The sequence below is a fragment of the Brevibacterium sp. LE-L genome (assembly GCF_050214925.1).
Taxonomy (GTDB): Bacteria; Actinomycetota; Actinomycetes; order Actinomycetales; family Brevibacteriaceae; genus Brevibacterium.
Genome location: NZ_CP189759.1, coordinates 2,476,674 through 2,490,762 on the forward strand (window position 1 = coordinate 2,476,674; position 14,089 = coordinate 2,490,762).

At 65.4% G+C, this 14,089-nt stretch carries 11 protein-coding genes and 1 pseudogene; 9 read left to right on the forward strand and 3 right to left on the reverse strand.

The genetic code is table 11. The features are described 5' to 3' along the window. Nucleotides 1–44: 44 nt before the first annotated feature. On the forward strand, nt 45–701 hold the full coding sequence (locus ACQE2J_RS11110) for a MerR family transcriptional regulator (RefSeq protein ID WP_426936339.1): 657 nt from the start codon (nt 45–47) through the stop codon (nt 699–701). 142 nt (nt 702–843) lie between these two features. Beyond that, the gene (gene mobF, locus ACQE2J_RS11115; RefSeq protein WP_101596620.1) at nt 844–4,323 is read left to right on the forward strand and encodes a MobF family relaxase; all 3,480 of its coding nucleotides are present in this window, start codon (nt 844–846) and stop codon (nt 4,321–4,323) included. A gap of 49 nt (nt 4,324–4,372) precedes the next feature. On the opposite strand, the gene ACQE2J_RS11120 is transcribed toward mobF, so the two are convergent. Continuing rightward, the gene (locus ACQE2J_RS11120; protein WP_101593798.1) at nt 4,373–5,002 is read right to left on the reverse strand and encodes a TetR/AcrR family transcriptional regulator; all 630 of its coding nucleotides are present in this window, start codon (nt 5,000–5,002) and stop codon (nt 4,373–4,375) included. A gap of 54 nt (nt 5,003–5,056) precedes the next feature. Here ACQE2J_RS11120 and ACQE2J_RS11125 point away from each other — a divergent pair, with 54 nt between their 5' ends. From ACQE2J_RS11125 to ACQE2J_RS11135, 3 genes and pseudogenes are all read left to right on the forward strand, one after another. Next, nucleotides 5,057–5,554 (forward strand): hypothetical protein, encoded by a 498-nt coding sequence (locus ACQE2J_RS11125; RefSeq protein ID WP_147271526.1) that lies wholly within the window; start codon nt 5,057–5,059, stop codon nt 5,552–5,554. Between the two features lie 3 nt (nt 5,555–5,557). After that, complete coding sequence (locus ACQE2J_RS11130; RefSeq protein WP_101593801.1) at nt 5,558–6,538, forward strand: fumarylacetoacetate hydrolase family protein; 981 nt, start codon at nt 5,558–5,560, stop codon at nt 6,536–6,538. 138 nt (nt 6,539–6,676) lie between these two features. After that, a pseudogene (locus tag ACQE2J_RS11135) lies at nt 6,677–7,687 on the forward strand (C-terminal helicase domain-containing protein); the annotation flags it as partial. Here ACQE2J_RS11135 and ACQE2J_RS11140 read toward each other — a convergent pair. Together ACQE2J_RS11140 and ACQE2J_RS11145 are read right to left on the reverse strand one after the other, a co-directional pair. Beyond that, entirely contained in the window at nt 7,684–8,928 is a 1,245-nt protein-coding gene (locus ACQE2J_RS11140; protein WP_127363293.1) for an AlbA family DNA-binding domain-containing protein, read from the reverse strand. The pseudogene ACQE2J_RS11135 and the gene ACQE2J_RS11140 overlap by 4 nt on opposite strands. A gap of 92 nt (nt 8,929–9,020) precedes the next feature. Continuing rightward, nucleotides 9,021–10,028: a DNA-processing protein DprA gene (locus tag ACQE2J_RS11145; protein WP_426936340.1), complete on the reverse strand. Its 1,008-nt coding sequence runs from the start codon at nt 10,026–10,028 to the stop codon at nt 9,021–9,023. Between the two features lie 195 nt (nt 10,029–10,223). Here ACQE2J_RS11145 and ACQE2J_RS11150 point away from each other — a divergent pair, with 195 nt between their 5' ends. From ACQE2J_RS11150 to ACQE2J_RS11165, 4 genes are all read left to right on the forward strand, one after another. Continuing rightward, nucleotides 10,224–10,619 (forward strand): sulfate permease, encoded by a 396-nt coding sequence (locus ACQE2J_RS11150; protein WP_244223219.1) that lies wholly within the window; start codon nt 10,224–10,226, stop codon nt 10,617–10,619. Further along, nucleotides 10,616–10,825 (forward strand): hypothetical protein, encoded by a 210-nt coding sequence (locus tag ACQE2J_RS11155; RefSeq protein WP_127363295.1) that lies wholly within the window; start codon nt 10,616–10,618, stop codon nt 10,823–10,825. The genes ACQE2J_RS11150 and ACQE2J_RS11155 overlap by 4 nt, the downstream gene beginning before the upstream one ends. A gap of 585 nt (nt 10,826–11,410) precedes the next feature. Beyond that, nucleotides 11,411–12,100: a hypothetical protein gene (locus ACQE2J_RS11160; protein ID WP_127363297.1), complete on the forward strand. Its 690-nt coding sequence runs from the start codon at nt 11,411–11,413 to the stop codon at nt 12,098–12,100. After that, a complete protein-coding gene (locus tag ACQE2J_RS11165; protein WP_426936341.1) occupies nt 12,097–14,082 on the forward strand; it encodes a hypothetical protein in 1,986 nt (661 codons plus the stop codon). The genes ACQE2J_RS11160 and ACQE2J_RS11165 overlap by 4 nt, the downstream gene beginning before the upstream one ends. Nucleotides 14,083–14,089 lie beyond the last annotated feature (7 nt).

The following is a 14,089-nucleotide window of genomic DNA, read 5'->3' on the forward strand; positions in this document are numbered from 1 at the left end:
AAAGCGCCAGCGCGATGGGAACGAGGTGCAACGTGGAGATGCGGATGGCGGAGCTGTCACGGCGGTCAGGGCTCAGCGTGCCCACGATCAAGTACTACTTGCGCGAAGGGCTGTTGCAGCCGGGGCGACGGACGAGCGTGAATCAGGCCAGATACGACGATGCCCATCTCGAACGCCTCCGACTGATCCGCGCGCTCGTGAAGGTTGCCGGGCTTCCGCTCGACAAGGTTCGGGAGGTCGTGCAGGCGGTCAGCATTGAGTCTTCCGTCCTCGATGCGATGGGCGTCACCCAAGACGCACTCGTTGGCGACGTTGGAGCCGTCCCAGGCGAGGAGGCTGCGTTACAGCTACTCTCGGAGCTCGTCACCGCGCGCGGTTGGCGATGCCAGGAGGGGTCGCCCGCGCACGCCGCAGCGGTTCAGGCGATAGCTGAGCTGCAGGCCGAAGACCTCACCCTTCTTCTGGATCGTCTCGATGAGTACGCCGACGCCGCGGACGCGGTTGGACGCATCGACGTCCGGGCCGTCGCTGAGGCCGAGAACCTCGAAACGATGATCCGCGGTGTCGTCCTCGGCAGCGTGCTTCGCCGCCCACTCCTGGACTCCCTCGTGCTCCTTGCCCAACAGCACTACGCCAACCAGCTCAACCAGAAGATCGAAACCACCAGGCACGACACTCCCACACGTCAAGCTCGCGCATAGCGCTCATCGCTCGACACGGATCACCTGCCCTGCCATCGCTAGAGCCAGACCCCCTACTTCTCTGGATCCAGCCCCGCTACTTCTCTGGATGCACGGATGCCACGGCGGGGCCGTGGTGCGCACCTCTCTCATGAGACGACTCATGAGAGAGGCGGTGGCAGGCGTGAAAGGTGGCGTGATCCCGTTCCACGGCAACGGTGCTGCCGCGCGTCGGTACGTCGAGGCCGACCGCTCCGGGGCGGATGAGTACTACCTCGGCGCAGACAACGCCATCGCCGAGTACGCCGTGCTCGACGGCACGGGCGAGGTCACCGCCGCCCGGTCGCTGTCGCCGGATGAGTACGAGGGCTGGGTGGACTGGCACGATCCGATCACGGGCGAGTCGATGGGCACCCCGCGCAAGCCTGCCGAGGGCACCAAGGGGTCGCCGTTGTTCTGTGAGATGACGATCAACAGCCCCAAGAGCCTGTCGGTCGCCGCCGCCCTCCACCCCGAAGTCTCGGCAGCGCTGGATGCCACCCAGCAGGACGCGCTATCCGAGATACGCCGCTGGCTCAGCCAGCACTCAGTGACAAGGGTCGGCCCGCGTGAGGCGCGGGAGGTGGTGCCTATCGAGCAGATGCAGGTGGTCGGGATCAGCCATAAGACCTCCCGTGCTGGTGATCCCCACCGGCACATCCACATGCAGATCGGCACCCGCATCTTCGCCGCCGGAAAGTGGCGAGCACTGGACACGGCGGCGCTGTTCAAGCAGCAGGGCGCGATCCGCGCGATGGGCACGGCAGTGATCGCCGCACACCCCGAACTTGCCGAGACACTGAGCCGCCACGGTCTGACCCTCGACCCCGTATCAGGCGAGGTGGCCGAGTTGGAGCCGTTCAATGCGGTCATGTCGAAGCGCTCAGCCCAGATCAACCGGAACCTCGACCGGCTCGAAGCCGAATGGCAGACCGCGCATCCCGGTGAGACGCCCGGCCCCGTCGTGACCGCAAGGATGCAGGGCACAGCGTGGGCACACCAGCGGCCCGGTAAGAAGCCCGCCGACCTGAAGAACGAGCAGTGGTGGCAGCAAGAACTCAGCGATGCCGGATACGACCCCGAGAACCTTGGCCGTCGTGCCGCGCAACAGCCGATTGCACTGGATGCTTTGCCCGTGCAGGAGGTCGCCTCTCGTGCACTGGATCGTTGCACCGCCGCATCCTCGGCCTGGACCCCGCACACGGTGCAGGAGCAAGTCACCCGGATCGTCACCGAGGCAGGAGTGCAGGCCACACCGGATGAGTTGCGGGAGGTCATCAGCGAAGCGTCCGAGGTTGCGGTCTCGGATTGCCTCTCGATCCTGCCACCCGGAACGGCGACGCCGGAGCATGTCGCGCATCTGACCAGCCTCGGCGTGATCGCCGCTGAGACCGCGCTACGTGACCAACTCACCGCGAGCACCCCAGAGCAAGAGCCCGTGCAGCACGAGATCACCGAGACGGCACAAGCCGCCGGACTTGATGCCGGGCAGACGGTAGCGGCGGCAGCGGTGGCTTCGACTGATCCGCTGGTGATCGTCGAGGGAGCAGCAGGCAGCGGGAAGACCACTATGCTTCGCACCGCTATTGAGGTTGCCGCCGAGCACGGCAGAAGTACGCGGGTGGTTGCGCCGACGAAGCGGGCGGCGCAGGTCGCGCACGACGAACTCGGCGTACCCGCCACCAGCGTTGCGGCGCTCGTCTATGCGCACGGGTGGCGATGGAACGACGATGGCGTCTGGACACGCCTCACGCGGGGCGACACCGACCCAATGACCGGCGGCGTCTACACCGGCCCACCGCGAGATGCCCGACTGTCGCAGGGTGAACGGGTGATCGTGGACGAGGCCGGGATGCTCGACCAAGACACCGCCCACGCCCTCCTCACCATCACGCAAGAGGCTGGGGCGACGGTCGCGCTGGTCGGCGACCGCGCCCAACTCCCCGCCGTCGGTCGCGGCGGGGTGCTCGACATGGCCGCCCAGATCAGGGGCCGCACCTACGACATGAGCGAGTTGCACCGCTTCACTGACGCCGAGTACGCAGCGCTGACGCTGTTGATGCGCGACCGGGAGAACCCTGGCGAGGTGTTCGACCGGCTCGCCGCCATGCATCTCATTACGCTGCACCCCGACGACGACACAGCCCGCGAGCACATCACCGCCCACGCCCGCGACGGTGAGACGATCACCGTGGCGACCAACGACGAGGCCACCGCCCTGAACGAGCGCATCCGCGCCGGGAGGATCGAGGCTGGCGAGGTCAACGACACGATCACGACCACCGGCAGCGACGGCCTGAGTATCGGAGCCGGTGACCTGATCCAGACGCGCAAGAACGATAGCGAAGTGGGAGTGGCGAACCGGCAGCAGTGGATCGTCCAATACGTCGAAAGCAACGACACCGTCTATGCCCGCGAGGTCGGCAGCGGGCGCAAGAACCCCCGCACCGTTGCCCTGCCTGCCGAGTATGTGGGAGAGTACGCGCACCTGTCCTACGCCGCGACCGCCTACGGTGTCCAAGGTGCAACCCTCGATGCCTCGCACACGGTGCTGTCGGAGGCGACGAGCGCGGCGGGCGTCTACGTCGGCATGACCAGAGGCCGCCAGACCAACCGGCTCCACGTCGTGGCCGAGGACATGGCCGACGCCAGGGGGCGGTTCATTGAGGCGATGGAACGCGACCCGGCCGACCGGGGCCTCGACCACGCCACCCGCGTAGCCCAAGAAGCGGTGCGCGGGTTCGTCGCAGACGGCCCCGTGCGGCTGGTCACCGACGAACTCGCCCGCCTCGACCACGAGACCGAGCGTGCAGAACGGGCGGCGGAACGGTGGGAGCAGATCGCCGCCAGATTCGGCGCTCAAAGTTCGACCCACCGGGCCGAAGACAACGAGAGCGCTGGGGTGCTTCGTATGGCCGAGGACGCCGCCGAGCAGGTACGTGCCGAGGTCACCTGGCCGCTGACGGTGCAGGCGAAGACTGATGGTGCCGCCTATCTCGATGCCGTCGCAGACGAGGCCGCCGCCCGTGGCCGCCTCGCCACCGTAGGCAGGTTCGGCAGACGCAAAGCCCGCACCGAGCACCAGGCCGCGACCGAACGCACCCAGACGCTGCGCGGACAGGTCAGCACCGAGTGGGGCACCACACCGGCGAACCCTGATCGTCTCCCGGAATGGGCAGGCCAGGTCGCCGCGAACCGCGCCGAGACCGACCCTCGCGTAACCGAGACCGCCCAGACTGTCGAAGCCGCCACCGCCGACCGCGAAACGATGCGGAAGCGACACCAGCAGGAACGAACAGCGTTGCTCGTCAGCGAGTACGGGGCCGAGCACGCCCAGGCCGCCCGATACGGGATGCGCTGCATCGCGAACCCCGAGCGTCAAGCGCACGACGCCAAGAACCAGGCCGCGCTCCTACGCTCAGAGGCCGATGAACTCCGCGCCCTCCCCATCAACGACGCCGCACGTCTGATCGAGACTAAGCACGCCGCGCAAGAGCAGGCACGGGAACGTGCGGCTCAGCGGGAACGACAACTCCATGACCCGTTCCAGCACGACCCACACCGTCACGAGACTGGCCGCCAGGGGCCGACGCGACGTCTATAGGCCACCAAAAGTACGACCGTTTTGATAGGTCTGTTCATTCTGTTCGACTCTACTCGCTCCTGTTGGGAGTCGCCGCTGCGGTTTGTGACTTGATGCTCGATGCGTTCGTCGGTGTCGGTAGCGCTTGGATGAGGAGGTCATGGATCTCATCTCGGCGGGTCGAGTCGCTGCCCGCCCATTCCATGCATACGGCGATGACGTAGCCCGTCCAGCCTCGAACGGCCAGCCGGGTCAATTCGGTGGGTTTCTCGATACCGAGGTGGGAGATCACCTCATTCTCAATCAGGGTGCGCGTCTGCTCTACGGTGGTCTTCACCTCGCGGTCGGCCTGGAGCGGGCCACCGTGGAGGAGGCGGTAGCCATGCGGGTGCGACTCCACGTAATCGAGATACGCATCAAGAGCCTCCGGCAGCTTCGCCGAGTCGATGGAACCGGCGAGGGTAGCCGATTCGTGGGCGACGACGGCTCGGATGAGTTCCTGCTTCGAGGAGAAGTAGTGGTACAGCAGCGGGCGTGAAGCGCCAGACCGCTTGGCAACTTCGTCCATCGAGAAGGCATCCACAGGCTCGTTCCCCAAGAGTTCAACTGCCGTGTCGATCAACTCTTGTCGCCGCTGATCCGTCGACAGCCGACGACGATGCGAAGTACGCCCCGCTCGACCACCGCTATTAGATGTCATGTCAGTAGTGTAGCCTGACTGTTATTGACATTCCGTCTAATAGAGGAAGGTGACGTGCTCTCATCCAAACGAGCCGGCAAAGCGGCCGCCGTGCTGTTCGGCGTCTACGCGGTCTCCCAGGCCTACATCGCGGTACTGTTGCGCCCGGTCGGTGCGGACGCCTTGCGCGTGCAGACCACCAGAGACCCAGACGAACTCAGGCGCATCATGGGCGCTTGGTCGCCCGAGCAATGTGATCGGTACCGCAGGCACCTGCTTCCTGACACCCTGCATCCTCTGGTGTACGCCTCTGCCCTTGCCGCAGCAGGTGTCGCCGGGCACAGGCCCGACACGCCACGGTGGGTACGCATGGGCGTGGTGGCCGCGCCGGTGCTCTCTGCCGGATGCGATCTGGCCGAGAACGCACTCCATGCCAGGTTCATCCGCCACCCGAATCGCATCACCAGGCGTGTAGCGCGGATATCGACTCTGCTGACTCGGACCAAGTGGGTGTTTGCCTTCGGCACCGCCGGAGTTCTCGTTGCTCGCACCGTCCGCAACCGAAGGAGATAACCTATGAAACTCGTCACCTACAGGCCACACGACGCTGACCCGACCACGCCGCCGCTGTTCGGCGTGATGCGCGTCCACGAGATCATCCAATTCACAACTGCACCCGGTCACGACACCCAAGGGCTGGAATCCGTCGAAACCTATCTGGCAGGGCTGCCCGACACCTTCGAGCGGGCTTCGGCGATCGCAGCCGACCACACGACCACCGGAGTCGAATTGGACGATGTGCAGTTACTTCCTGCTCTGCCCCGACCGGCAGCGATCCTCGACTGCGGCCTGAGCCCAACACATCTACGTGCCTCAAGCCGTACCCTGCTGCGACACAGCCTCCCGGCACCGCTCGGCACGCCCTTGGGTTGGGTACTCGGGCGAGCCGCCAGCAGGTCTGCCACTATCCGGTTCTACAAAGGCAACCATCACTCGGTCAGCGGCCCCGGCGACGAGATTACCTGGCCGGACTTCACCGCCTACCTCGACATCGAACCTGAACTCGCCCTAGTCACCGGCCCAGAGCCGCAACGACACACCGACCGGGCAGTGCCTGCCGGGTACATCATCTACAACGACGCCAGCGCACGAGACGTCCAACTGGCAGAGATGCTCTTCACCGGGCCAGCCAGCAGCAAAGACCTCGACACCGGCAACGGCATCGGCCCCTACCTCGTCACTCCCGATGAGCTGCCAGACCCGCTTGCCGTCGACGTCCGGGTGTACTTCGGTACCCGCCCCACCTGGCGCGGTTCCACAAGCGACTACACCAGCCACCCCGAAGAGCTCCTCGCGCACATCCTGCAACGACGATCGCTACCTGCCGGAACAGTCATCGGAATGGGCACCATCCCAGGCTGCTGCGGACTCGACCGAGACGAATGGCTCGACCCTGGTGAGACCTTCACGATCCGCTTCGACGGGATGGGCGAGCTACAACAAAGCCTCGGAACCCCGGTGACGATGCCTCAGACCAGATGGCCGCCACGTCGATAGACCCGGTGCTACATCGAACGGAGTACCCCGCCTCGCCGTTGGTCGCGCCCCTCGGCCTGTGACTCGCGCGTCCCATGTAGTCGGTAGACTGGAACGTGCGCACACGCGCACGAACACAGGTGAGTGCGTTTGCAGTACCTCGGCTACGCCGTCACCGCACACCGCGCGCAGGGCATCACCGTCGATACCACCCACGTCCTCGTCGAGCCGACGTCCACGCGGGAGAACTTCTACGTCGGCATGACCCGCGGCAGAACCTCGAACCGTGCCTACGTGATCCTCGACCGCCCCGACCCAACCCACCAGACCCCGCACCCCTCGGACAACGAGGAAGCCACCGGCCGCTCAGTGTTGTTCGGAGTGTTGCAGCATTCCGGCGCCGAGGTCTCCGCCCACGGGACCATCACAGCTGAGCAGGAGCAGTGGGGGTCGATCGCGCAGCTCGCCGCGGAGTACGAGACCATCGCCGCAGCCGCCCAGCACGACCGCTGGGCCACCCTCATCCGCAGCTCCGGCTTCACCGCAGACCAGGCTGAGGCCGCGCTCGGGTCGGAGGCGTTCGGGGCGCTCACCGCAGAGCTACGGCGGGCCGAGGCCAACCACCACGACCTCGATGCCCTGTTCCCGCGCCTGGTCGCGGCGCGCGGGTTCGAAGACGCCGACGACATCGCCAAGGTCATGCACTACCGGCTCGCCCGCGCCACAGTCCAGCCGGCCGGGTCCGGACGCAGCCGGAAGGCCCCGCGGCTGATCGTCGGGCTCATCCCGCACGCCGCCGGCGCCATGAGCGGCGAGATGCGCCAAGCCCTCACCGAGCGGCAGGAGCTGATCGAGGCCCGGGCCGACGCGATCCTTGACACCGCCCTCCACGACGCCGAACCCTGGATGACCGGGCTCGGCACGCCGTCGGCGGATGAGCGTGGGGCTGCCAGGTGGCGGCGCGATGCCCGCACCGTGGCCGCTTACCGCGACCGCTACAGCATCAACGACGACACGGCGGTGGGGGCGGTGCCGGAGGCCGCGTCGCAGAAGATCGACCACGCCCGCGCCGCTGCCGCCCTGCGGCGCCTCAACCCACGGCCGGCGCCGGAGCAGGATGCCGCTCGTCGTTTGTCGGTGGGTATGGATAGGCGCGGGCCCCAGCTCTAATCGTCCGCCGGTAGGGGGTGGATCGCGTGGAGGTATGTGACGCCGCCTTGGTTCACGCAGTCTTCTGCCAACTCGTGGAGCTGGCGGTGGAAGGCGGCGTCAGCGGCAGATGCTGTCACGGTCGAACGCACGGACGTGAACGTCCTCAGCGGGGTAGAGACTCCGTCATACGTGTAGCCGGTGCCGTCGACGGTCAGGACGGTCAGCGGGCGTTCGCCGCTCCATTCGATGCCGATCCGCACGTCATACTCGTCGTGATGCAATGCCCGGGCCGTGGCTTGGATAAGAGCCATGAAATCCGCGACGGCGCATTCGATGCCGCGCCCTTCGATCTCCCAGTCCTCGAAGTACCCGTCAGAACTCTTGCGGTGGCCGCCGACGGCGGCCGTCAAAGAGACGGACCCGTCGTGATGGACGCTGGCCCACGCCGACTTCCAGACTGATCGATCACCGGTCGCAGTGTTGGGCGCCACCCAGCGGCGCAACCCCGGTCGAGGGTTCAGATGCTCGACGTTCTCCAAGGGATACACGCCGACGTTCTTCGAGAACGACAGAGTGATCGCCCGAGCGTCCTTGAACACCTCCCGCGCCTCGTCACGGGTCAGACGGGTCAAGGCTCCAGGGATGCGCGGGTGCGCCACCGCGACCAGCCAGGCACGGTCTGCCACATCGCAGCCCTCGGCGGCTTCGACATACAGCGAATCCACGGCCTCCGTAGCTCGACGACGCTCATCGAACCGCGCCCGATACATGGCCTCGATCTGGCGCTCCTTCATCCAGGCGGTATCGGCATCGTTGCGGACGGGAGCGCCGAAGAAGTCGTTCTTGTAGATCAGGTGCGGCCCATCGACGCTCGCCGGGACGATCACGGCGACGGCCCGGCACTCGGCACCGAGCCGATAAACCTCCAGCCCGAACACCGGCGGGGAGATTGCCGTGACCGCGACGCTGCGATAGGCGCGCTCATGACCCTCAGTGAACTCCCCGGTGTCGCTCCGACCAGTTGCCGCCTTCGCCTGCTCCTCGACGCCGTAGACAATCATCCCGCCGCCGCTGTTCGCCATCGCCGCGATGTCCTTGGGCACGTCAGTCTGGGAGAGGTTCTTGACAGGAGGGAGCTCAGACTTCCAGTCCAAGTCATCGGTCTCCGTCACACCCGCGTCCACCGCAGAGTTGAGAACATCGTCGGTCAACGGACTGGGAGGCAGTCCAAGCGCTCCGTGCAGGGCAGTGAAGGTCATACCTCAAGCGTAGACAGCGCTGCTGACACGACGTCCGAACGCCGGCCCGGACCGGGCGCGCAGCGACCGGGCGACGGGCGAGAGTGTCTGGGCTACAGGGCCGGTCCTGATCGTTCTGGCCGAGTGGACGGCGGTTCGCGATGCTGGCCGAGCTCTGTGTGACCAGTTGTGCCCCGCGTGTGATCCTGCCGGTCAAGCAGTTCGGCCACGTCCTGCGCGCTGGTGACCACGTCAGCGATGCCTCGTTTGAGGAGCTCGTTCGGCCCGGTACTGGCCGCGCTGGTCACCGGGCCAGACACCGCACCGACCGGACGGCCCAAGCGGTGCGCCTCGGTCGCCACGCGCAGCGACATCGACCGGCTCGCCGCCTCAGGAACCACGGTCGTGCCCGACAACGCCGCCAGCAGACGGGCGCGGGCGAGGAAGCGGTGCCGCGACGGCGCTACCCCGAGGGGGACCTCGCTGACTAGCAGGCCGAGGTCGCCAACACGATCCAGCAGATCGGCGTGCCCGGACGGATACGGACGGTCCACCCCGCCTGCGAGCACAGCCACCGTGCTGCCACCTGCGGCGAGGGTTGCCCGGTGTGCAGCGCCCTCGATCCCGTACGCACCGCCGGCGACGATCACCCGGTCCTGGTTCGCCAACTCCGCTGCCAACTCCCCGGCGACCGTCGTGCCATACGGCGTCGTGGCCCTGGCACCAGTGATCGTCGCCCGGCCCTCGATCCCACCTGCTAACAGCGAGGTCGCTCCACGGGTCCACAGCACGTACGGGGCCCGGTCGCCGAGCTCGTTCAGGGCCACGGGCCAGTGCGCGTCCGCGGGGATCAGTGTGCCGAACCTGCCGTCCTGGAGCTGCGCCATCCGTTCCGCCAGATCAGGCGGGATCGCTGCCGACATGTGCTCGCGCCAAGTGATCGCGTCCACACGGTTCATCCCCGGGACTGCGGCCTGGTCGTCCTCGATCAGGCGGAGCGTCTCGACGCCACTCACCTGGTTCAGCAGCCGCCCCGTCACTGGGTCGTCGGGTTCGGCGATCATCGACAGCACAACCCGAGCCTGCCGCTCATCCCGTACCTGGTCCGCGAGCCTCGCCATGATCCTGCTCCCTCCGAAGCGGTCACCGGCAAGGTGCACCCCCGAACCCGGAACAGGGGTTCCGTCTGTCGAAGGTCCGGCGTATCGTGGAAGGAGAGGCAGGTCCTCAACTCTGCGGGTCCTTCGGGACAGCCCTTTCGGGCACTCACTACACGAACTGCCTCACCTGATGGTCACGTGTCTGGGAGGCCCGCCATGTTCCGTCTCCTCTGGATCGCCGGCATCCACATCCGCTCCTTCATGCGCCGATGGATGCCCAGCAACATCGTGCTCGACAAAGTCCGCACTCGACGCGGGCTCAAATGGGGCCTGCCGGCAATGCTGCTCGCCATCCCCTACCTCTACCTCGCCAGCCTGCTGGCCATCATTGTCCGCGACGGCGGCCCCGGCTGGCTCAACCTCTTTGTGCTCATCGCGTTGTGGTCAGCGTTGAAGATGCTCTGGATCGGCCCAGTCAGCCTGATCCTGCTCGCCCGCGTCCGCATTCACGAGCACGCCGAACACCGTGCTGAGCGTCGACAGGTCGAGCCCGATACTGGACAGGAGCAGACGTTCGAGTCGACTCCCGTGATGGCACGAGGCGCATCATGACCAAGGCCGTCATCTACCTCCGCAGCACGACCGCGAATCGGGACCAAGCAGACCGTCAGAGCGGCTCAGTCCGCGCTTACCTCCGTGAACGCGGACTGCGCGCGACCGCGACCTACCGTGAGGAGGGCCAACCAGGCTCCGCACGGGCGAGCCTGCTCGGCGCTGCCTCCCGCGGCGAAACAACCACGTCGCCATCGCCAGCCTGAACCGTCTCGGCCGCCAACTGCCGGAGAAATCTCGCCAACTACACCGCACTTGACCAAGCGGGCCTCACCATTCACACCGCTAGCGGCATCATCACCGGTCCTATCGGTGCTGACTGCCTGCGATCCTTCGTGTACAAGTTCGAGCTGCTCCAAGCAGAACTCGTCGCCGACGAAGGCACCGACCACCCACACGCCTCGGAGCACGACGGTGCTGAACCGCACGGAGCCCGCCTCGCAACGAGACAGGCTCCACCTCTTGTTGGCCGCTCATGCAGTCAAGTTCCGGTGATGCCCGGACCTCTGCGCCGTCCTCGGCCAGATCACGACGACGGCGTGACCCCAGTCGACTCGGCCTCCCAGATCGCGATCCCCGCGTTCGACGACCGCGAGCGACCCGTAGAGCATCGACGCCCCCGCGCACGCGACGCCCTCAAGTGACAGAGGCGCCGCAACGTGGACGGGAAGATGCGGAGCCCACGGACGGCAGTGCGAACCGGATCGGCCGATCACTCTGGCCACGAGAACCGATAGCCGAGCCCGCACGCCTACCTCTCTCAGAGGTGCCGTCGCACTATCATTAGTGTCATGGCGAGCTTTGAGGAGGTAGCGGATGGACGCACGACAAGCGTCTTCCAAGATGCAGTTCGCCTGTTGTTGCTCATCGATGCAGCCTCTGAGCCAGTTCCTGATCCTCGCCCAACCGAGACACCAGCGGACGCCGTCGCTGTCCTGCACTCTCAGGTTCTGCTTCAGAAACTGGACTTCTGGCTGCGGAACCCGGACTACCTCGCGGACGAACTAATCTCGCGATTCGAACGCGACGACAACGCCGAGGACCTCGAGTTGGCTCGTGACATCCTGGACAGTGACGAGCCCGAGGTTCGTTCGCACCAGATGCTTCGCTACCTCTTCGGCGCCTACGAACCCCTTGATGAGGCCTTGTCGGTACTGCGCACCCCCGGGCTCGTCATTCGCCGCAAACAAGGCAGCGCCGGGCACACCACCCAGCATGACTACTACCTCACCGCCTCAGGGCGAACGGCAGCCCAGACAATCGTTGATACGGCACCTGATCTCTCCTACTACGTCGAGCGGTCGGTACTGGTAGCGGATCTCGCAGCTGGTCGGCGAGGCAGTGCATTGCGCGACATCCAATATCTCCAGCCAGAGTACGCAGATGCCGCACTCGGGACTCGAATCGTTGGTATCGCCGACCGCGCGCGCCAGCGACTCAAGCATGCGCTGGCGAGTATCGAGAGTGAGGAACGGCAGTGAGTGCTGGAAGTACGAATCTCGTTGATCGAATCGCTGCCGCTGCCGCTTGTTCCCGAGAAACTGTCGAACAAGTCTTGAATGATTACGGACTGAACCTGACGACCAGCAATCGACGCCATCGTAGTATGCGGCTCGATCGTCTGCGGATACGTGGTGAGAAAGCCGGAGAAGTCGAACCCGGAATGTTTGATGAGACCTTCGTCTTCGATCTGGGAGTCACCGTCATCGCGGCCGACAACCTCCGAGGTAAGACCAGCATTCTCGAAGTACTCACACTGTTCCTTCGCGGCGAGCCACGGAATCTGCAAGCAGACGTACTGTCCTGGCTTAATGAAGCCTCCCTTGACATGCACATCAATGGTCAAGCGATCGGTCTCCGTCTGTCCCTGAAAGATTCGCAGATCACTGATGCCCGCATCCTGGCCGGAACGATCGCAGAACTGGCGGCAAGCGATGATTCGCCCGCAGCGAGTACCACCGAACTAGCACGAGCTCAGAGCAACGCCGAGTGGGCCGAACAAGTCGGTGCATTCATGATGACTCAACTCGGACTGGAGGAGATGCAGGTCTTCAACCGAGCACGCAGTGACGACGAAGTGGGAGTCATCAAGTCCCACGGCTGGCCTGCGTACTTCGGCGTCTTGTATCCACCATCGGGAGCGGACACCATCCTGCTCGGCAGCACCGCCGGCGATCAACTACCCGTCAGGCTCATGCAGGTCTTCCTCGATATGCCCGAGGCGACACGTGCAATGCGTGTGCGGGCACTCGCTCAGCGCCTCGACAGCGAGTTCAACGCCGAGCAGCGACGCGGACGCGACACAAACGCAGCGATTGCTAGGCAGATTCAAGAGGCAACGACCCGACAAACAACCGCCGATGCCCGCCTCCAAGCACTCCGTCACCAAGCTCCTGCCGAGAGCCTGCAAGAGTTGGCAGACTCCGCCACGCAGGCAGGAGAGCGTGCTGCTACTGCTAGGCAAATGGCAGAGGCGGCTACTGCGGCCTTCAACGAAGCCCAGGTCGCTCGGGTCGCCGACGAAAAGGCGCTCAACGGGCTCCGTGAATCGAAGGCAGCGAGCGTCCTGTTCCACGGCTTGGACCCCCGGTTTTGTCCTCGATGCGAGACCGCGATCGGCGACGAGCGTCGCTCGCGCGAGCACGATGAACACCAATGCGCCGTGTGCGACACAACGCTCCACGCGGACGATGAGGATGACTACACGGAACGCGAGGCTCAGGCCGTCCAAGCACTTGCGGCGACTCGCGCGGCTGAGAAGGCGTTGGACGCGGCAATGAACAAGGCACGGGTCGAGCTCCACGGCGCGCAGGAAGACCTGGACTCGATTGATGAACGGATAACCCAAGCGCAGCGTGTGCACCAGACGGCCGAGCGGATCCAGGCGGAACACGAGTTTGCAGCGGCTACAGCCGTCGTGGAAGCACTCCGAGCGATGGCTCCGGAAGAAGTCGAGACGCCCGTATCTGTCGCCGTGCTCAACGCCGCAAACAAGATTCTTCGCGAGGAGATTGCTCAGGTCAGCGCAGCGCTCTACTCCGAACTCAGCGACGCCACCAGAGACTTTGCTCATTCCTTCGGAATCAGCGAGCTAGAGCATGTCAAAATCAAGGGCAACGGCACCATGGACGTGACCAAGGGCGGCGGTGCGCGATCCAGCTTCAGCTCGCAGAGCCCAGGCGAACGACTTCGCTTGCGATACGCGCTCGTGGTCGCGCTGCTGCGGACGGCGCGTGCTCGCGATATCGCCGGGCACCCGGGTCTCCTCTTACTCGACAGCCTGAAAGCCGAAGAGGTGCAGGACGATCATGCACAGACTTTGCTTCAGGGCCTAGTTTCCGCTGCGGTTGAAGAACCCGGCCTACAGATACTTGTGACGACTGCGGACAAGACACTTTCTGGATCGGTGTCGGGGGTGGCTGGCACGATCACTCCAAAGCCAAACAGAACGTCCCTTTTCTAGATTGGTC